This is a genomic window from Saccharibacillus sacchari DSM 19268 (genome assembly GCF_000585395.1).
Classification (GTDB): Bacteria; Bacillota; Bacilli; order Paenibacillales; family Paenibacillaceae; genus Saccharibacillus; species Saccharibacillus sacchari.
Map to the genome: position 1 here is coordinate 587,660 of NZ_KK073875.1, position 19,844 is coordinate 607,503.

The window sequence follows — 19,844 nt, forward strand, 5'->3', positions numbered from 1 at the left end:
TCACATCTCTTTCTTTGATTCATCGTTTTGCAATCGCTGCTTTAACTCTTCCAGGTCAGGCGGAAAAGGGGCTTCGAACGTCATTCGCTCATGCGTGCCGGGGTGAACGAAAGCTAGACGGAATGCATGCAAAGCCTGACGACCGAGAAGACCGTCCAGCCGCTCCGAAGCCTGTCGTTCGTCTGCCGTAATCGGAGCGCCAGGCGCATATTTATACATATCGTCGCCGATCAGCGGACAGCCGATATGCGTCATGTGTACCCGGATTTGATGCGTGCGTCCGCTCTCCAATACAAGCTGCACGAGAGACGCGCGAACTGCCTCATACTGCTCCAATGTGCGGTAACGGGTCGCGGCGGGATAGCCGGACTCGGTGACGATCCGCACATGCGGATTGTCGGGATCGCGGTCGATCGCGCCTTCGATTCGGCCGCTTTCCGGCTGCGGGCAGCCATGCACGAACGCGCGGTACATTTTATCCACGGTTCCTGCAATCATCTGCTCGGAAATATGCTGGTGCACGTACGGATTCTTGGCAATGGCCAGCACGCCCGACGTTTCGCGGTCCAAGCGATGCACGGGGCGAAAACGCACCTGCTCGCCGCGTTCGCGCCAATGCTGCACGACGCCGTTCGCAAGCGTACCCGTATAATGCCCATGCGTCGGATGCACGATTACGCCTGCCGCTTTGTTGATAATCAGCAGATCTCGATCTTCGTACAGAATATCCAGCGACATCTTTTCCGGCAAAATATCATCCGATTCTTCCCGCTCCATCCGAAGTTCGACCACGTCGCCTTCCTGCACGTGCGCGCTGATATAGACCCGCTCGCCGTTCAGCGTAATGCCTCGTTCGGTCATTTTCAGTCTTGAGGTCAGCTTGCGCGATACGCCGAGACGGGTGCTCATCAACGTCTTGAGCGTCCAGCCCTGTTCGCGCGCCGTTACGGCATACACAATGGGATCGTAATAACCATGCTGCGGCTCGATCCCTTTTTCTCTCGGAAAATCATACGGTTCGATCTCTATTCACCCTGCTCTTGTTCATTTTTATCGTTGGAAAATACGCGGGCACTGCGCACGTATTCCACGTCGTCCACTCTAAGCTTGAGATTGGCGGCGCGTGCCGCGCTAAAAAAGTAATCCGACAACCGATTCAGATACTTCAGCACTTCCGGATTCACCTCGGACGTATCGGTCAACGCCACTACTCGACGTTCCGCGCGCCTGCATACCGTTCGGCAAACGTGTAACGCAGCCGCAGGCGGGCTTCCTCCCGGTAAAATGAAGCGTTCCAGCGGCGGATTGTTTGCCTCCAACCGGTCGATCCACAGTTCCAATCGCTCGGTCATCGCCGCATGGGTCTTGTACGCTTGCTGCGTTGCCGGCGTATAGGCCAGATCCGATCCGCAATCGAACAATTCCTGACCGACGACGGCCAGTTGTTCGCGCAGATCCTTGAACCGGTCATCCTGAAGAAGCGACGCGGCCTGGCCGACAAAGCTGTTCAATTCGTCAATCGTGCCGTACGCTTCCACCTGAGCATCGTCTTTTCGTACTCGCCCTCCGATTACAGACGTTTGGCCGCGATCTCCCGTTTTCGTATAAATGCGCATGTCCGCGTCCTCCCTTCTAGTAGCTTGGTAAAAGCGATTAACCTTCCGTCAGCTTCTGCAATACTTTGACCGCCGCGTCCTTATCCGGTGCATTGACCAGAACGCAAGCCAGCATATCTTCAGGCACATAGCCCGCATCCTGGAACATCTTCATATCCTTGACCGGAATCCCGAAAAGGTGCTTTTCTTGAACCGCGTCTTTTTCCCCGTCTTTCAAAACGCCGCTTTCGAAAACGCCGTCCGGATAATCCGCTTGGTCGAAATAGTCGTCGAGCACGATGTGCGCCCCGTCTTTTCCGTAAAGTTCAACCGTTTCCCTCGGAAGGATCACGATCGAATTACCCCCTGCCGCGTACTCAACCAGCACTTTTTGCAGATCGAACAACGGCGAATAGTTGAATTCCGCTTTCAAATCCGGCGCTTCGGCTGTCAGCTTTTCCTGAATGACGTCAATGCCTTCCCGGCTCGACGATCCTTTGTCCGACATAAAGATCAAAACGCCGTCTTCTTTACCACACCCGGCCAGCAGCATGATCGTCGCGATCAGCAGCAGCCAGATCCCCGCCTTTTTCCGCTTCACTCATATTCCTCCTTGGACAATTCCTTTCGTCACTCATGCGCATGCACGCCATAAAAAGTGTGTCTTAACCAATATATCATACCTGACCGCCTGCAAGCATTTCTGGCACTTTAGCAGCTTGGGCTTAACAAAAAAAGGAAGAGCTTCGATGCGAAGTCTCTTCCTTTCTGGCCGGTATGTACATGGATTTGGAATGCGTGTGTTGGAGTGAAATCGTACGCTAACCTCTTCAGTCAACGTACGAGTAGCATATATTCGTTGATCTTCAGATCCAGCCGGCTGCTGATTTCGACAACGGTCGCAGCGGTGAACGATTGTTCACGTCCGAACGTTTCTTCCATCTGGGCGCGCAAAACCCGAATCTCCTCCTGCAGGAAAAGTTCGCGTTCCGCCATTGCGCCGAAAACCTGAGCATTGCGTTGTACACGTGACGGTGCATCGCCTTGTTCATACCTCGGCTTTTGGAACGAAGCGGCAGACAAAAAAATTCCCCCTTGAAAAAGTTACCTGTTCGAGTCCCCATTATATAGAAGGATTCCAACAAAAGCAACTTCTTCAAGAAGGAGGTTTTACTCACCTTTTCGGTTTTTTACCCAAATAATACCTTTATGCGCCTTCGCGCTTTACTTTATAAACAAATTGTCCGATTCGGTCCAGCGCTTCGTTCAATTGGGCTACCGACGTTGCATAAGAGCAGCGCAAGAAGCCTTCGCCGCCGAGTCCGAACACGCTGCCCGGAACAGCCGCAACCTTATTTTCGACCAACAGCCGCTGCGCAAAGTTTTCCGAGGACAAGCCCGTGGACTGGATACTCGGGAACGCGTAGAACGCGCCTTCCGGTTCGTGGCACTCCAGACCCGCGTCGCGCAGTCCTTGTACAACGAGGCGACGGCGGCGGTTATACGACTCGACCATCTTGTTCTTTTCGCCCAGACCGTTAGTCAAAGCTTCCAATGCGGCAACCTGACCCATGACCGGCGCGCACATTACAGTGTATTGGTGGATTTTCAACATGGCGGAGATCAGCTCAGGGTGTCCGCAAGCATAGCCCATCCGCCAGCCGGTCATCGCGAATGCTTTGGAGAAACCGCTGACGAGAATCGTTCGATCTTTCATCCCGGGTGCAGCAGCAAAGCTCGCATGCTTGACTGCTCCGTAGCTCAATTCGGCATAAATTTCGTCGGAGATGACAATGAGATCATGCTTTTCCACGACCTTCGCGATCGGCAGCCAATCTTCGGCCGTCATGGTCGCTCCTGTCGGATTGCTCGGATAACACAGAATCAACACTTTGGACTTCGGCGTGATGCTGGCTTCCAGCGCTTCGGCCGTCAGCTTGAATCCGTCTTTCGCAAATGTCTCGATCCCCACCGGAATCCCGCCTCCGATCGACGTGATCGGCGAATACGAGATATAGCAAGGCTCAGGCACGAGCACTTCGTCGCCCGGACGAATCAAGGCCCGCAGCGCGAGGTCGATCGCTTCGCTGCCGCCTACCGTGACCAGCACCTCTTTTTCCGGATCATAAGACGTTCCGAACGAGCTGTCCAGATAAGACGAGATCGCTTCGCGGAGTTCCGGCATGCCGGCGTTCGACGTATACCGGGTGTAACCGCGCTCCAATGAATAGACGCAAGCTTCGCGCACATGCCAAGGCGTGACGAAGTCCGGTTCGCCTACGCCGAGCGTGATGATATCCTTGCTCGCGCTCACCAGATCGAAAAACTTGCGGATGCCCGAAGGCTTGATATCGCGTACCAGCGGCGACAAATAGCGTTCCATCGAGCCATGTTCGGAGTCCGAAGGCTGCTGAGTTCCGTTTACGTTCAATTCCCGGTTAGTAATCATCGTTTCGCATCCTTTACGGCGAGATCAGCAGACGGCGATCTTCTTCGTGCTCTTCGAAAATGATCCCGTTTTGCTTGTATTTTTTGAGTATGAAATGCGTTTTGGTCGACAGGACGGATTCGATCGGCGACAGTTTGTCCGAAACGAAACTTGCGACTTCTTTCAAGCTGAGGCCTTCCACTTCGACGAGCAGATCGTAAGCGCCCGACATCAGGAATACGGCCTTCACTTGCGGGTACAGGTAAATGCGCTCCGCAATCCCTTCAAAGCCGCGTCCGCGTTCCGGCGTAATCTGCACTTCGATCAGCGCGGTCACTTTCTCGTCGTTGACCTTGCTTTCGTTCACGACCGTCGCGTATTTCACGATGACGTGATCCTGCTCCAGCTCCGCGACCGCTTCGCGAACTTCTTCTTCCGACACGTTCAGCATCGTCGCCAGCAGCCCGTGCGTCCGCCGCGCGTCTTCTTCCAACAATTCGAGAATATCCAGCTTCAGCTTGTTCGTTTCCTTCACTACGCATGCCTCCAGATGATTTCGCTTGATAAGTGACTCTTACAGTCAGCTTCGACTTGCTTTGTTGTACCCCATCTTACCCCAAAAAATGCCCCTCCGCCACCGTCCCCGCCCAATTCAAGCATACCGCCCCTGCCCCAAAAAGCGCTTCGAGCGGATTTTTCGCTTCTTTCCCCTACCCAAAAACCCCCGCTTCCGACGGAAGCAGGGGTTGAGCTTTTGAAGAAGATTCGATGCGTCGCGCCGACCCAGCGGAGGGGGAAGGTTCAGTGCAGGAGCTAAAGCATTTCGAAGAAATGCACTTCGGAAGCCTATGCTATATTTCGCCTTTGCAGTCGGGAAGCCCCTACTTTAAATATAATCGAGCTTCCCGACTGCAACACGCGACCGAAACGAACCTTCCCCCGCAGTGCCTCCGTCGCGCCTACTCACCGAATCTTCGCTTACAAAACCGAAACTCCGATGACGTAGGACAGCGACACCGACAAGATCATCGAAATCAACCCCACCGCCCGATTATCGTTCCCGATCTCCTCATCCACCTTGAAAAACGGCGTCACGAACTCGAACAGGAAATAAGCCAGAAGCAGCAGCACGAAGCCGACCAACGACCATAACATGCTTTCGTAAATCGTCGAACCCGACTCGATGCAAAAGCGCAAAATATTGCAGATCCCGAACACCTTGCCGCCGGTCGCCATCGCGACTGCCAGATTCCCTTTGCAGATCTCGTCCCAGCATTTATAACGGGTAACCCATTCGAAAATAGACAGAAAAACGACCAGCTCCAGAACGGCTACGGAAAAATAAGCGACGGCTGCTCCGATCGGAGTCGCCAACAACGGATCGATAAACGTGTTCATTGAGTTCGAGACCTCGTTCCTTCCGTTAGTTGAGCTCAGCCACGGTTACCCCGTTGCCGCCCTCGCCATAGTTACCCAACCGGTATGACTTGACGAGCTTATGACGACGCAAATGCTCTTGGATACCCGTACGCAAAATGCCCGTTCCTTTGCCGTGAATCAGATACACTTGACCCATATTCGATAAGAACGCTTCATCGAGGAAGCGATCCGTCTCGATCAAAGCCTCTTCCAGATTCGTGCCCCGCAGATCCAATTCGGAGCGCGTGCTGTCATCCTTGGTGCGTTTGACCGCCGTGACCGGCTTTTGCTTCGGCGCGGCAACCGGAGCCGTTTGCACGCGTTCGAGCGAGTCGAGCGACACCTTCATTTTCATGATGCCGACCTGTACCAGCGCATCTTTGCCGTCCAGCTCGATGACATGACCGCGTTGGCCCAGATTCGACAAAATGACTTCGTCGCCTGCGCCGATTTTTTGCGAAGCCTTCGCTCCGGTCGGCTTTTTGACTTTTTTCACACGTGCTTCAGGTTCGGCTTCATCCAACTGTCTGCGAGCCGCGATCAGCTTATGCTCCTTGACCGAAGCCCCTTCCTCCATCGCCAGACGGCGCAGCTCGGATACCACCTCGTCGGCTTCCTTGCGCGCTTTGGCGATGATGTCTCGCGCTTCGTTCTCGGCTTTTTCGAGTCTGGCTTCGCGCTGGGATTCCTGCTTCTCCAGTTCGCGTTCGTGCCGGGTACGCAGCTCTTCCATCTCGCGGCGCAGACGCTCGGCTTCTTCGCGCTCCGCTTCCGCCCCGAGCCGGTTTTCTTCCAGCGCGCTGATCATGTTCTCGACGCGCAGGTCTTCTTCTTTGACCTCGCCGCGAGCAAAGCTCAAGATTTTGCCCGGCAGTCCCAGACGCTCCGCGATCGCGAACGCGTTGCTTCGTCCCGGCACGCCGACCAGCAGTCGGTATGTCGGACTGAGCGTTGCCACGTCGAATTCCATGCTTGCGTTGATGACGCCGTCACGCTCGTACGCATAGGCTTTTAGCTCGCTATAGTGGGTCGTGGCGACCATGCGGCAGTTGAACTGGTGAATGTATTCCAGAATCGCGATCGCCAGCGCCGAACCTTCGGCCGGGTCCGTGCCTGCGCCGACTTCGTCGAGCAGGACCAGGCTTTTCGGCGTCATGTCTTTCAGAATGCGGATAATGTTCGTCATATGGCTGGAGAAGGTACTGAGACTTTGCTCGATGCTCTGTTCATCGCCGATATCGGCGTAAATCGCGTCGAACACGCAAAGTTCGCAACCCTCATCGGCAGGCACGAACAATCCGGACATCGCCATCATGCTGAGCAAACCGATTGTTTTTAACGTAACGGTTTTGCCGCCCGTATTCGGTCCCGTCACGATGATGCTGGAAAAGTCTCCGCCCAGCTCGACGTCAAGCGGAACGACGGCTTTCGAGTCGATCAGCGGGTGACGGCCTTTGCGAATGCGCAAATAGCCGCGATCGTTCATGGTCGGCTCGGTAGCTTTCATCCGGTGAGCCAGACGTCCCTTTGCAAAAATAAAGTCCAACTGCGCCAACACGTCTACGTCGTACGCCAGCAGATCTGATTGTTCGCCGACGGCTGCCGTCAGCTTTTGCAGAATGATCTCGACTTCTTGAATCTCGCGCAGCTTGGTCTCGCGCAGCTTGTTGTTCATCGCGACAATCGCTTCCGGCTCGATGAACATCGTCGCGCCCGAGCTGGATTGGTCGTGCACGATGCCGCCGAAGTGCGAGCGGTACTCGGACTTCACCGGAATAACGAAGCGGTCGCCGCGGATCGTGATCAACTGATCCTGAAGCATTTTCGCTACGCTGGACGAACGGATCATCGACTCCAGCTTTTCGCGGATACGGGATTCCCCGCCTCGCAGCTCGCGCCGGATATTGGCAAGCGTCGGGCTGGCGGAATCCATCACTTCGGCGGATTCGCCGATGCACGAATTGATAAGACGCTCCAGCTCTTTTTGCTCCGAGATCAGCTCGGCAAGCCCGTCAAGAAGCTCAACCGGATGCTCCTCGTGCACGGTCTGGATAAATCGGCGCAAACGACGCGAACCGTACAGCGTCGTTGCGATGCCGAGCAGCTCGTGCGGGTTCAGCATGCCGCCGATTCGCGCGCGCTGCACGGCCGGACGGATATCGACGATGCCGCCGAACGGCGGAGATCCTTTCAAACGGTCGACGTGAAACGCTTCGTGCGTCGCTTGAAGCAGCTTCTGTACCGACGACAGGTCGGTATCCGGCTTCAATGCGCGCGCGGCTTCTTTGCCGAGCGACGTCTGCGCCTGATCGGCCAGCGCGCTCGAGATGCGTTCATATTGCAATATTTCGAATATTTTATCGTTCAAGAACGTGACAACTCCTTATCGGTTCTGGAGCCTGGACTTGCGCTCCGTCCCTTGATTATAGCGGATTCCTATCGGCGAAACCATGATCGCGTGCCGATGCTTCTCGGCAGACGAAAGCCCTCCCGCGTTCGGCGTCGCCGGGTTTTGGGGAGGGACTGCCGATTCTGAACTTTTCTTCTATGGATGTTCTATCGCCTTTGCTGAGCAATATCCCGGCCCGCTTCATACTGCTCCACTCGATTTTTGCCCGAGCGCTTGGCGCGATACAATGCAGCGTCGGCTTTGCTGAACATCTTTTCCGCCGTATCCTCCGGTTCGTATGTGCATAACCCCACGCTGACCGTAACCGGATGATTTCCCATGTACGAATAGTTGGCACTTTCTACAGCAGCACGGATTCGCTCTGCATACTCCGCCGACTCCTCGATACTTTTCTCCGTAAAAATAACCGCGAACTCTTCGCCTCCGTACCTGGCGGCAAAATCATTCGGCGAGATATTCATGCCGAGCCGGATCGAGACCTCTTTAAGCACCAAATCGCCGATCAGATGACCGTACGTATCATTAATCTTTTTGAAATTGTCGATATCGAACACGGCTACCTGAATTTGCAATCCGTTTCGCCGGCTCTGATCGACCAAATCTTCGAGATACTCGTAAAACGTGACATGATTGTACAACTGAGTTAAAGCGTCCGTCTTGAGCATCCGCTGGGAAACGGCTTTGTCGACGAGCATATCCTGTTGGGACTGCGTTAACTGTTCAACTTGTCTGCCGATCTCGATTGCGCGAACAAGCACCGTGCGTCCCAGAATCAACGAGGCGACCAGCATGAACGCCGTAAGCAAAAACTCCTCGATGCTTCGTTGATAAAACAATCGCTCTACGGCGAAATAAAATACCGTATAGATGGCGATATTCAGCGCGCCGAACACATCCATCAGCTTGCGGTCAAAGTAAATCAGCGGGACAAACATGGGAAGAATGAGCAAAATGCCGGGCGCATTCTCCATGTATACGCCCAAGTTCAAGTAATTGACGTAAGCCAGCGTCAAACTGACGCCGACCACAACCTGCCTTCCGTAACGGCGCAGCCGCACATACAACACTTCGCCCAGGCCGGCAATCAGCAAAACCATTAGGCTCCTGCCTATAAGCAACCCGACGTCGCGCTGCGTTTCAGTGCCTCCGCCCGAGAAGAAGTAGCTTACTTCCACAGCCAATACCATGGCCGCCACGATCCAATAGGCGTTAAGAATCTGCCGGTTCAGATTATCGACATTACCCATGATTCACCCTAATGCTGCTCCTGCTCCAGCAATTCCATCCATTCGTTATATTCCTTGCGCAGGGCCGCATGCTCCTCCTGAAGTCGGGCATATTCCCGTTCGGCCGCTTCGCGCTTATCTTTATCCAATTCCCGTTCGACATGAAGAACGCGAAGCTGGTGGGAAAGAACTTCATATTGCTCCGTCACCTGCCCTAGTTCGTTTTGCAGTCGTTCACGCTGCGCATCTTCGCTTAATACGCCGCTCTCGGAAGCCAAGAGCCGTTGTTCAAGCTTCGACTTTTCCTCGTCCCATGCAAGCCGGCGTTCCTTAAGCTCTTCCAACTCGGATTGCAAACGACGGGCCTGTCCGTTAAGCTCCTGAACGGACTTTTCTGCCATAAGAAGTTCGCTTCGCAGATTGCTGTTCTCATTTCCTTTTTGCGCTTCGCGCACCGCAGCCTCTTCCAGCTTGCGTTCTGCCGCATTCTTTTGCTTGGTCAACAACCGCTCACGCTCGTTCAACTCTTCCAGCTCGCGACGCTGACGCGCGGTCTCGATCCGCCACGATGCTTCGCGGCCGCCAAACTCTGCGACGCGAGAAGAAAATCGTTCGCGTTCTTCTTGCCATTTCTTCTCGGCCTCCAGAAGATCATTCGTCTCCTGCTCGGCTGCTTCCAAAGCTTCCGTAGTACGCAATCGCGCTTCGCGCTCTCCTTGCAATTCGCCCTCAAGCCCTGCCACTTGCGTTTCCAGACCTGCAACGCGTTCGCTCGATGCAGCTGCGGCCCGGCGAATATCCGCCAATTGCGCAATCAGATCTTGTTCCCTGCGTTCCGCAACGTCGCTGCGATCGCGGGAAGCCGACAATTCCTGTTTCAGCACGGCATATTCCCGCGCGCGCTCTTCCTCGCCCGACGCCAGAGCTTCAAGAGCACGTTCCAACTCTTCCTTTTGTCGGCGCAGGCCATGCGCCTGCTGCTCCAAGTCGCCAACAAGCCGCTCTTGGCGATCTCTTTCTTCGTTCCATGCGGATTCGCGACCTGCATACTGCTCCAATTCGCCGGACAAGTCGGACAATTGTTCTTCCAGTTCAGCCAGGCGGCCTTGCAGTCCATTCACTTCGGCTGACAGTTCGCCATTTCTCCAAGCAATGGAATCGCGATCGCTGCGGATCTGATCCAACTCTTCCTGCACGCGGTCCCGAAGAACCGCTACCTCGCGCTCGCGTTCTTCAGCTTCGCCCAACCGACCGATCAACGCATCTCGTTCATGCAAAGCGGATTCGATGCGTTCGTGCAGCGTCGCAATCTCGGATGCCGCTGCACGTCCGGCTTCTTCAAGCAAATCAAGCCGTGCGGCTGCCGCAGACAATTCGGTCTCCAGTCGTGACTTAGTCTCTTCCAAACGAGCGGATTTATCATTCAGACGCGCCTCGCTATCGTTCAGTTCGCGAATGCGTTCTTCCAATCGCGACCGTGTTTCATCAAACTCTTCGCTGCGCGCGGACAATTCCGCTTCAAGAGATTGCTTTTCGTTTCGCAGCCTTTCAATCAGGCCTAATGATTCCTCCAGACGCTGTTCGACTTCCGCTTTGCCTTCAGCCAAAGTCAGAGCCTCAGTGCGAACAGTCTCCAATTCAGCTTCCAGCGCACGTTTCTCGGCTTCAAGAGCATCGGCGCTTTCTCCCATAGCCGCCAAGCGAAGCTCCAGCGAATCTTGCATGTCCGCAAGACGTCTGGATGTTTCCCGTTCGCTTTGAAGCTCGATATCGCGCGCATCGCGCTCTTCTTCGACCTGAGCAATGCGCGTCCGAAGTTCTTCGGCTTCCTGGCCCTGCTTACGCAGGTCGCCTTCCAACGCACGCTCGCGTCCGATCAGTTCATTCAGCTCTTCTTCGAGTCGAACCGCTTCACCTGTCAGATATTCTTCGCTGCCGCTCAGTTCAGCCACACGCGATTCCAGACGCAAACGCTCTTCTTCAAGCTTGGCTGCGCGCTCTTGCGTTTCAAGAAGCTTCGCTTCCAATTCCGCAATTTGCGCGCCGCGTTCCAGAGCTTCCTGCTCTTGGTTCGAGCGCAGAACTTGCCAAGCCTGCTCGGCTTGAACGTATTCGTCCAGTTGAGCACGCAACGCCGAACCTTCCGCTTCCGCTCCGGTCAAGCTGCCGCGCAAATCGGACAATTCGTTTTCGAGTTCCGATTTTTGCGCTGCCAGTGATTCCAATTCGCTTTCGAGACGGCTGCGCTCACTGCTAACCGTATCCAGTTCGGCAGTCAGTCGTTCTTTCGATTCGCCTAAGCTCATCCATTCATTTTCTAACTCTTCTTTTTCGGCAGATAAAGATTCCAATCGACCTTCGAGAGCCAACTTATCACGGTTGAGCGCTTCGGCTTGTTCTTCGAGCAGACTCTTTTCCTCTTGGATATTTCTCAATTCGTCTTCCAGGCGACGCGCGGTTTCGTTTGCCGCTTGCAGGTCCGCTTCCAGGCGATTTTTCTCCGTCGATACGGAGGCAAGGTCAGCTTCAAGACGTTGCTTGTCGGCTCCTTCCGCTTCCAGATCCTGTTGAATGCGAAGTTTATCGGCAGCAGCCGCACCCAATTCGCTTTCAAGACGCACTTGTTCGCCTGTTGCTGCTTCAAGCTCGCCCGCAAGACGCGTATTGGACATTCCAAGCGCTTCCAATTCGCTTTGAAGCCGCTTGGATTCTTCTTCGCGGCTCGCAAGCTCTTCTTTCAAATGCCCGCGGGAAGCTTCAGCTTCCTCAAGCAGTGATTCAAAAGCTGTTTTCTCATCCATCCAAACGCGTTCTTGCTCTTGCCAGAATTCCAACTTCGCTGAAAGTTCGGCATTCTCGGCTGCCATTACAACTTCGGCTTCCGCAAGTTCAGTCGTACGACGTTCAAGCTTTTCATGCTCGCTCTGGCGCTCGCCAATTTCCAGACGCAGACGTTCCTGCTCTTCGCGCAGATCCCGTTCCGTTTCCTTCAACTCGGCAAGCCCTGCTTCCAGCTCGGTACGGCGGGCTTCTTCTGCTGCTTCGCGATCATGCAGTTCTTCCAAACGAGCCCGCGCCTCTTCATAACGCTCGGACAATTCATGTTCGCGGCTTCTCGTTTCATTCAGCTCCGACTCCAGACGCGCATGTTCCTCGCTCCAGATGCCTTCGCCTTCTTCCAGCTCGCTTACGCGCGCTTCCAACTTCGAACGGGTTTCGCTCGCGGCGAGCATGGCTTCATCCAATTCGGAGACGCGAAGCCGGGCCTGCTCGCTTTCAGCTTGAAGCTCCTGCTCGCGCGAACGCGAACTTGCCAGTGCTTCGTTCAGTTTTTGATTTTGGGCTTCGGCGCGAACAAGAGATTGTTCCAACTCTACAACTCGTGATTCAAGTTGCGTTCGCAGTCCCTGAAGACGCGCTTCTTCTTCGCGCAGCAAGCCTAATTCCAGTTCCAGCTCTTCGAGGCGCGAATCGCCGGTCGATAACCGTTCGCGCAGTTCTTCGCCTTTGCGCTCCAGATCGGACGCCAGCTCGCGGCTTTCGACTAAGGCAGCCTGATCGCGATCGAGCTCCAGGCGAACCGCTTTCAGTTCGCCGGACAGACTCTCGTTCGTTTTACGTTCCGCAAGCAGCTTCTCGTTCGCCGTCTTGAGCGCCTGGCCGGATTCGGCGCCGGACTTCTCCGCCTCGCTCAGTTTAGTCTCCAACTGCTTCTTCAATCCGTTCAACCGTTCCAACTCGTCGTTCGCGCGCTGGATTTCCTGCTTGCGAGTCTCCAGTTCCTTTTCCGCTTCAGTCAATCTGGCATTCTCCGCACGAAGCTCGTCAGCGGCCAGCATATCCGCTTCGCGCTGCTCGCGAAGTTCTTCCAATTCCGCCTCAATCACTTCCGACTTCGCCGAAGCTTCGTCCAGGCGTCCTTGCAGATCCTGATTCATCACATTCGTCTCCGCCATATTGACCGCAGCCAACACCGCAATCCGAACCGTGTCCAAGCGCGGATGCCCGGTCGCGATCGCGATCATGCGCTCGTCGACCAAACGGGCTACGCGTTTGACATACTCTTGGCTGCTTCCGAAAATTTTGTAGGACGTTCCGTAAATTTCCACGCTGACTGTTTTCCGTTCTTCAGCCATCTTCGCCCGCTCCTCTCCATAAGTTCAATAATCTATTGCAAGGCAGGCGTGACCCGACTTGCCGGCGTTCAGTCGCCTTTTCATTTCATTGCCTCGTTCAATCGCTTCATTATAAAAAATTAGCTCTATCAGGTTAAAACGCCCCGGCCAAGCAAAAGTTGCTCAAGTCGTCGGAGTCGATACGAGCCTACGGCCAAAAACCGCACCCTTCTTTAGAGCCCGGACCGCGAAACGGACCGGATTTCTAAAGAATTCGATGCGGTTTGACTCTTCTCCTGCCGGAACCTGCTTACTTTCTCAATTCCGCGGCGAAAGTTTGTTCCAACTGAGTCACGACGTTTTGCTGGGCTGCCGCGACTTCTTCGTCTGTCAACGTACGCTCCGCATGGCGGTACGTAAGAGCAAGCGCAACGCTTTTCTTGTCCGAAGCGACGCGATCGCCCGTGTAGACGTCGAATACGCTGACGTCTTCCAGCAGTTCGCCCGCGGATTGACGCACGGCTTCGATCAGTTTCCCTGCTTCAAGCGTCAGGTCCACCACAACCGCGATATCGCGCTGCGCGGACGGATAACGCGGCAGATCGCGGTATTCGATCTCCGGCGTCGCGCTTGCGTACAGTTCGTCCAGGCAAATCTCGGCCGCATACGTATCGTCGAGATCGTAATCCCGTTGCAACTGAGGATGAAGTTGTCCCAGCACGCCGATACGTTTGCTTGGCGCGCTTGTCAGATAGAGCGATGCGGAACGTCCCGGATGGAAGCCGTCCGGCGCGTCGGCGCGGAATTCCGCTTGAAGTCCCAGCTCGTCCAATACGGCTTCGACCGCGCCCTTCAAGTCGAAGAAGTCGACTTTGCGCGATGCCGCTCCGACCGTACCGTCTGCGCGATTGCCCGTAAGCAGCAGCCCCAGCATGGTCAGTTCAACGGGTTGCACCGTCACTTTTTGCTCGCTGGCGTGGAAGACTTTGCCGATCTCGAAGAAGGACAGATTCGCGTTTTTGCGGTTGCGGTTGTACTGCGCCGATTCCAAAAGCAGCGGCACGAGGCTCGTGCGCAGCACGCTGCGATCTTCGCTCATCGGCATCGCCAGCGGAACCGCATGAGTACCTGCCGAGAAGGCGGTGAAACGCTGCGTGTTCTCCGGGCGGGTGAACGAGTACGTGATCGCTTCGTGGAATCCGCCGTGCGTCAGCGTACGGCGCGCCGAATAACGAACCGCCTGCGATTTCGTGTACGCGCCCGGCGTCGTCGGTCCTTCGATCACGGTCGTCGGAATGTTATCGTAGCCGTGGATACGGGCCGCTTCTTCGATCAGGTCGACGTCGCGCGTAATGTCGCCGCGGCGCGTCGGCACCTGCACGTCGATGATGTCCTGCGCGCTGTCCGCGCATTTGAAGTTCAATCTCGCGAAGATCGCTTTGACTTCCAGCATCGAAATGTCCGTACCCAGGTAGGCGTTCAGCTTCGATAGGGACAGCGAAATTCTTTTCTCCTGAATTTGGCCGCTGCGCTGCTCGACAATACCATGCGCGACCGAACCGCTCGCATGGCGTGCCAGCAGCAGCGCCGCGCGATCCAGTGCCGCGATAACCGCAGACGGATCAACTTCTTTTTCAAAACGCAGGCTGGCTTCCGAACGAAGACCCAGCTTTCTCGATGTCTTGCGTACCGAAGAACCGGAGAATTTCGCCGATTCCAAAGCGATGTTTACGGTCGTTTCCGTTACTTCCGTCTCCAATCCGCCCATTACGCCTGCCAACGCGGCCGGACGGTCATTGCCCGTAATCAGCAGCATCGACGGGTCAAGCTTGCGTTCTTGACCGTCAAGCGTGGTCAGCACTTCGCCTTCGCGAGCCGAACGCACGCCGATGTCTTTGCCCAGTTTGTCGGCATCGAACGCGTGCAGCGGCTGTCCGCATTCCAGCATCACGTAGTTCGTAATATCGACCACGTTGTTCGTCGGACGAACGCCTGCCGCCATCAGGCGATTTTGCATCCATTGCGGCGAAGGACCGATCTTCACGCCGGAGATGTAGCGGATCGCGTAATGCGAGCACAGATCGCCGTTTTCGATCGTAACGGTAGCTTTCTCGGAAGCGGAACCGCCGCCTTCGATCAGATCGATCGCAGGCAGCTTCACGTCGCGGCCCAGAATCGCCGCCGTCTCGTAAGCCGCGCCGATCATGCTCAGGCAGTCGGAACGGTTAGGCGTCAGATCGAATTCCAGCACGGAATCGTCCAGGCCCAGCACTTGCGTGATCGGCAGGCCGAGTTCGGTGTTTTCCGGCAGAACCAGAATGCCTTCTTGCTGGTCTTTCGGCAGCAGCTTGTCGTTCATGCCCAACTCGCTGGCCGAACAGATCATGCCTTGCGAAGCGACGCCGCGCAATTTGGCATTTTTGATCTTGAAGTTGCCCGGAAGCACCGCGCCTACGACGGCTACCGGTACTTTTTGTCCGGCGTCCACGTTTTTCGCTCCGCATACGATTTGCAGGTCTTCGCCGGAACCGACGTCGACCGTGCACACGTTCAATTTGTCCGCGTCAGGGTGCTTTTCTTTATGCTTCACGTAACCGACAACCACGCCGGTCACGCCTTGGTTGCGCTGCTCGATCTCGTCGATCTCGATCCCGGACCGCGTAATTTTTTCTGCTAATTCTTCAGGCGTCACGCCGTCGATATTCACGTACTCGGATAACCATTGCGTCGATACTTTCACTGTCCGCTCACTTCCTTATCTGATTTTGATCTTCTTTTATTTTGCAAAACGAACTCTATTGACGCGCGAACTGCTCCAAGAAGCGTTCGTCGTTGTTGTAGAAATGACGGATGTCGTCGACGCCGTATTTCAGCATCGCAATGCGCTCCACGCCGATACCGAACGCGAATCCGCTGTATTGCTCGGGATCGTAGCCGCTCATCTCCAGCACGCGAGGATGAACCATGCCGCAGCCGAGCACTTCCAGCCAGCCCGGTTCGGTCGCGCCTTTTTTCTTGTACGTCACGTCGACTTCGGCACTTGGCTCCGTGAACGGGAAGAAGCTCGGACGCATGCGAATTTGGGTGTCGCTGCCGAACAGTTCCTGCATGAAATGCAGCAGCGTGCCTTTCAGATCGCTCATACGGATGTTTTTGCCGATGACGAGTCCTTCGATCTGGTTGAACTGGAAAGAGTGCGTCGCGTCGTCATCGTCGCGGCGGTATACTTTACCCGGGCAGATGACTTTAACCGGAACTTCGCCGCTCATCGCTTCCATCGTGCGCACTTGAACCGGGGACGTCTGGGTACGCATCAGCAGGTCCTCCGTAATATAGAAGGAATCCTGCATATCGCGCGCCGGGTGATCCTTAGGCAAATTCAGCGCTTCGAAGTTATGGTAGTCGGTCTCGACTTCAGGGCCTTCCGCGATGCGGTAACCCATGCCGATGAAGATCTGTTCGATCTCTTCGATTACTCGCGTGAGCGGATGTACGGCGCCGCGCGGCAATTTGCGTCCCGGCAGCGTCACGTCGATCGTCTCCGAAGCCAGGCGGCGCTCCGTTTCTTCGCGTTCGAAACGCTCGTTATGCGCGCCGATCGCCGAATCGATCGCGTCGCGCACGTCGTTTGCCAATTGGCCGATGACCGGACGCTCCTCCGCCGACAATCCGCCCATACCGCGCAGGATTTCGGTCAGCTTGCCCTTTTTACCTTGGTATTTGACGCGCAGCTCGTCGAGCTGTTTCGCGTCCGCCACGCTTTTCAAATGCTCAAGCGCTTCGGCTTTCAGTTGTTCCAAACGTTCTCTCATCGTCCGCAGACTCCTTTCCCGCATGGGGAGTAGTAATGGTTGCTTTTTTATGAAAAAGACCCGAAAAACAAAAAGATCTTCCCGCCCCAAGGGACGAAAAGATCGCGTTACCACCCTAATTCAGAAGCTTTCCCGCCGATTGTCGGCATAGGGGAAACGTTGCGGCCGCAGCGGCCGGACTTCTCTCAGAGACGAAAATAACGGATCGTCAACCCGGCTTTCCTACTGGCGTACGCACAGCGTCCCGTTCAGAAAGCGGCTCCGGAGCGAACTTCGGCATCGTCGTTGTCGTAAAAATGCTCTCAATCCATGGCATTTTTTCCCTGTACGGCGGCGTTGCTTACTCTTCTCCATCATCGCGGCGATTCATATGATGAAACTATTGCAAGTTGCCCATCTATTCTACTAAAAAGCCGCAGGCATCGTCAATCGGAATTTGATGGGCCTACGACTTACAACATTGGACGTCTCTATTTATCTTTTTCGTTCAGTTCTACTAATTCCTTTTTCACCTCGCAGATCTCGGCTATGGAACAATACCCAAAATCGCCATAGTGCTGAAAGCAAGCCTAATACAGCACCAACTCAAAACTACTAGATAAAGATGCTTTAATCGAGTCCGTTCCGACTTCGAGGCTTGCAAAAAGTGAGCCTGGAGGTCGTTTCATAACCTGCTCAAGCAGGTAACGAGAAGAAAGAAAAACGAAACAGGGTGACGCTGAAAAGACCCTGGCGTCACCCTGTTTGCACGTACAAGCATGAATCTCTTTAGTTTTCATTCGTAAAAAAACTTTTGGGACAAACGTTTAATGACTATGTCTATTCATATCGATATTAGTTGGATTCTTTTGCATCATACTTCCCGGTATTCTTGGTGACGACATAATCTCCATTTTCATCTTTTACCGCGATTACTTCATCCAAATCTTTGTTTTTAATTGTATAAAGTTTACTTCCGGCTTTGAATTTATTTGAGAACACACCATCGTAACTTCCTTCGTGCTCTACATACTTATCTATTTCGCCAATTTCTTTATCTACTGCATCTGATTTTTCTTGAGTGACTTCATACAGATTATTATTATATACAACAAAGTTAGAATTCCAGTCAGTCTGTTTTTCAGCATTACATCCAGTAAGTGCAAACAAGACTAAAATGCAACTCAAAATGTAGAAACTAACCTTGTTCATGATGTCACCTTCATTTCCATTATTTTTTTGTATCTTTTGCGTTAACTAGTTCTTCAATTTGGGTTAAATCTTGAATTCCTCCATTAGATGGGGGTTGGATTGTATATTCTGAGGTTGTATTCATTTGGGATTGAAGGGACCTATTTGGGTTGATTAAAAATTTTCCTTGATAGGCTCCTTTAATGACATAAGCATCTTCAGCAACTGGACCTTCATATTTGTCTAAAAATACGATGGCTTTTTGTCCGATCTGGAATACAGGATTGTCTTCAAAAACAATATTGATGTTCTGTATCTGTCCGTCCTGATCTACCTGCGTCAATCCTCCAGTTTCCAATATTTTGATGGAGTTTTGATTATATTCACCTTGATGAATTTTTGATACTGAGCTGTTCGTTAATGTAAAAATGACATCAGAATAATTCACTGTTTCTTGTTGTTCCGCTTCGATTTCTACGATGAGATCAGAACTTTGGATTAATTCAGGAACTGTTTCATAATATTCTGCCACATCTCCAGACATTTCTAAAACGGAAATATCTTTTTCAATTTTTTGAGCATTTATATTATTGAAAATATTTGAACCTAAGGCAACTCCTCCAAAAACAATCAGAGATACTGATGCATATTTTATCCAAGTACTCATTTTATTCATTTGTTAACCTCCTAAGTATATAGATACAATAAAACTTATTTGTATAAATGATTAATTCCCGCAATATCGTCAGATCCAGGTTTAAAAACGGCTCTACCATCTGCACTAGTACACATGATTTGTTTTGTATCTGTAACATGTGCTAGGCCCATTCCGTGACCCATTTCGTGACTGAAAACTCCTTTCTTATAAGTTGACGACATACTGTCCATATAGTAAAAATTAGCTTCAATTACTGAACTATTGATGTTACCAAAAGTTATAAAGTCTCTGTAATTGGTGCACTTGGCGTTCCATCCTGTATTTCCATAGTTGTCAGCGCGAATGGTAAAGTCCCTCTTTTGATCCGGAGTATTTGGAGTAAATACAATCTTCGTGTTTGTAGCATTCCAATCCGCTGCCGCATTTATGAAAGAAGTTTGATAATTTGAGGGCACGGAAGACAGAAAAGTATAAGTCATCTTATTGTCTCCGTAACTTCCTCCTAACAAGTTATAAGCTTCTGCAGAAGTTGTGCCAAAAATAGAAGTAGCAGCAATAGTTGAAATAAATGCACAAGCTAAAAATCCTTTTTTCATAAATAAACCCTCCTGAATTCAATGTATATTGCAATTTAAAAACTTTGTTTTCTTCTTTCTTTTTTATTGAACGATTTCCAATTGTAATTAGTTTTCTTTTTTCTTTAAAATTATTTGTATTTTTCCAAATAAATAAAATGGCTCTTCTCTATAAGTTGTCCTTGACAGCAGTAGGGCCCGTTCAAGTTGAGCTCAACATATGAAATGAGCCATGTTTCGGTAGCCATAAGCTAGTGAAGTACACCCGCTTTTTTCTCCACAGTAGGGACAGGCTTTTTCGGGTTCAAAGCCGATGGGGAATGCCCCGGCCTTCATTTCGTTGTTTGATTTACTACACCCTCTACAAGGAAAATCCAACCATGAGCTTCTTCAACCTTATACTAATCAAGCGCAGTAAAATAGAGTCGCTTCTCCG

At 52.9% G+C, this 19,844-nt stretch carries 15 protein-coding genes; all 15 read right to left on the minus strand.

From position 1 onward, the window contains the following. The 15 genes from SACSAC_RS02650 to SACSAC_RS26725 all read right to left on the minus strand — a co-directional run bounded on the left by SACSAC_RS02650 (position 1) and on the right by SACSAC_RS26725 (position 19,429). Positions 1-960, minus strand: coding sequence for an RluA family pseudouridine synthase (locus tag SACSAC_RS02650; protein WP_281175792.1), 960 nt, complete (start codon positions 958-960; stop codon positions 1-3). A 65-nt stretch (positions 961-1,025) separates the two neighbouring features. After that, positions 1,026-1,616 (minus strand): cob(I)yrinic acid a,c-diamide adenosyltransferase, encoded by a 591-nt coding sequence (locus SACSAC_RS02655; RefSeq protein WP_037283174.1) that lies wholly within the window; start codon positions 1,614-1,616, stop codon positions 1,026-1,028. Between the two features lie 37 nt (positions 1,617-1,653). Further along, a complete protein-coding gene (locus SACSAC_RS02660; RefSeq protein WP_037283175.1) occupies positions 1,654-2,196 on the minus strand; it encodes a hypothetical protein in 543 nt (180 codons plus the stop codon). A gap of 233 nt (positions 2,197-2,429) precedes the next feature. Continuing rightward, complete coding sequence (locus SACSAC_RS02665) at positions 2,430-2,678, minus strand: aspartyl-phosphate phosphatase Spo0E family protein (protein WP_037283177.1); 249 nt, start codon at positions 2,676-2,678, stop codon at positions 2,430-2,432. A gap of 124 nt (positions 2,679-2,802) precedes the next feature. Next, positions 2,803-3,978 (minus strand): aminotransferase class I/II-fold pyridoxal phosphate-dependent enzyme, encoded by a 1,176-nt coding sequence (locus tag SACSAC_RS02670; RefSeq protein WP_156951109.1) that lies wholly within the window; start codon positions 3,976-3,978, stop codon positions 2,803-2,805. A 79-nt stretch (positions 3,979-4,057) separates the two neighbouring features. Further along, positions 4,058-4,558 (minus strand): Lrp/AsnC family transcriptional regulator, encoded by a 501-nt coding sequence (locus SACSAC_RS02675; protein ID WP_037283179.1) that lies wholly within the window; start codon positions 4,556-4,558, stop codon positions 4,058-4,060. Between the two features lie 443 nt (positions 4,559-5,001). Continuing rightward, a complete protein-coding gene (locus SACSAC_RS02680; RefSeq protein ID WP_037283181.1) occupies positions 5,002-5,421 on the minus strand; it encodes a DUF350 domain-containing protein in 420 nt (139 codons plus the stop codon). 25 nt (positions 5,422-5,446) lie between these two features. Further along, positions 5,447-7,810, minus strand: coding sequence for an endonuclease MutS2 (locus SACSAC_RS02685; protein WP_037283184.1), 2,364 nt, complete (start codon positions 7,808-7,810; stop codon positions 5,447-5,449). Between the two features lie 188 nt (positions 7,811-7,998). After that, positions 7,999-9,099 carry a GGDEF domain-containing protein gene (locus SACSAC_RS02690; protein WP_037283187.1) on the minus strand — a complete coding sequence of 367 codons (1,101 nt, stop codon included), beginning with the start codon at positions 9,097-9,099 and terminating at the stop codon, positions 7,999-8,001. Positions 9,100-9,107: 8 nt separating this feature from the next. Continuing rightward, positions 9,108-13,214 carry a cell division protein ZapA gene (gene zapA / locus SACSAC_RS02695; protein ID WP_037283190.1) on the minus strand — a complete coding sequence of 1,369 codons (4,107 nt, stop codon included), beginning with the start codon at positions 13,212-13,214 and terminating at the stop codon, positions 9,108-9,110. A 289-nt stretch (positions 13,215-13,503) separates the two neighbouring features. Beyond that, the gene (pheT, locus tag SACSAC_RS02700) at positions 13,504-15,933 is read right to left on the minus strand and encodes a phenylalanine--tRNA ligase subunit beta (protein ID WP_037283193.1); all 2,430 of its coding nucleotides are present in this window, start codon (positions 15,931-15,933) and stop codon (positions 13,504-13,506) included. Positions 15,934-15,988: 55 nt separating this feature from the next. Continuing rightward, on the minus strand, positions 15,989-17,005 hold the full coding sequence (gene pheS / locus SACSAC_RS02705; RefSeq protein ID WP_037283195.1) for a phenylalanine--tRNA ligase subunit alpha: 1,017 nt from the start codon (positions 17,003-17,005) through the stop codon (positions 15,989-15,991). A gap of 834 nt (positions 17,006-17,839) precedes the next feature. Next, positions 17,840-18,196, minus strand: a complete 357-nt coding sequence (locus tag SACSAC_RS02710; protein ID WP_037283203.1) for a hypothetical protein — start codon at positions 18,194-18,196, stop codon at positions 17,840-17,842. 19 nt (positions 18,197-18,215) lie between these two features. Continuing rightward, a complete protein-coding gene (locus SACSAC_RS02715) occupies positions 18,216-18,851 on the minus strand; it encodes a hypothetical protein (protein ID WP_037283206.1) in 636 nt (211 codons plus the stop codon). A gap of 35 nt (positions 18,852-18,886) precedes the next feature. Continuing rightward, positions 18,887-19,429, minus strand: coding sequence for a matrixin family metalloprotease (locus SACSAC_RS26725; RefSeq protein WP_051506814.1), 543 nt, complete (start codon positions 19,427-19,429; stop codon positions 18,887-18,889). Positions 19,430-19,844: the final 415 nt, after the last annotated feature.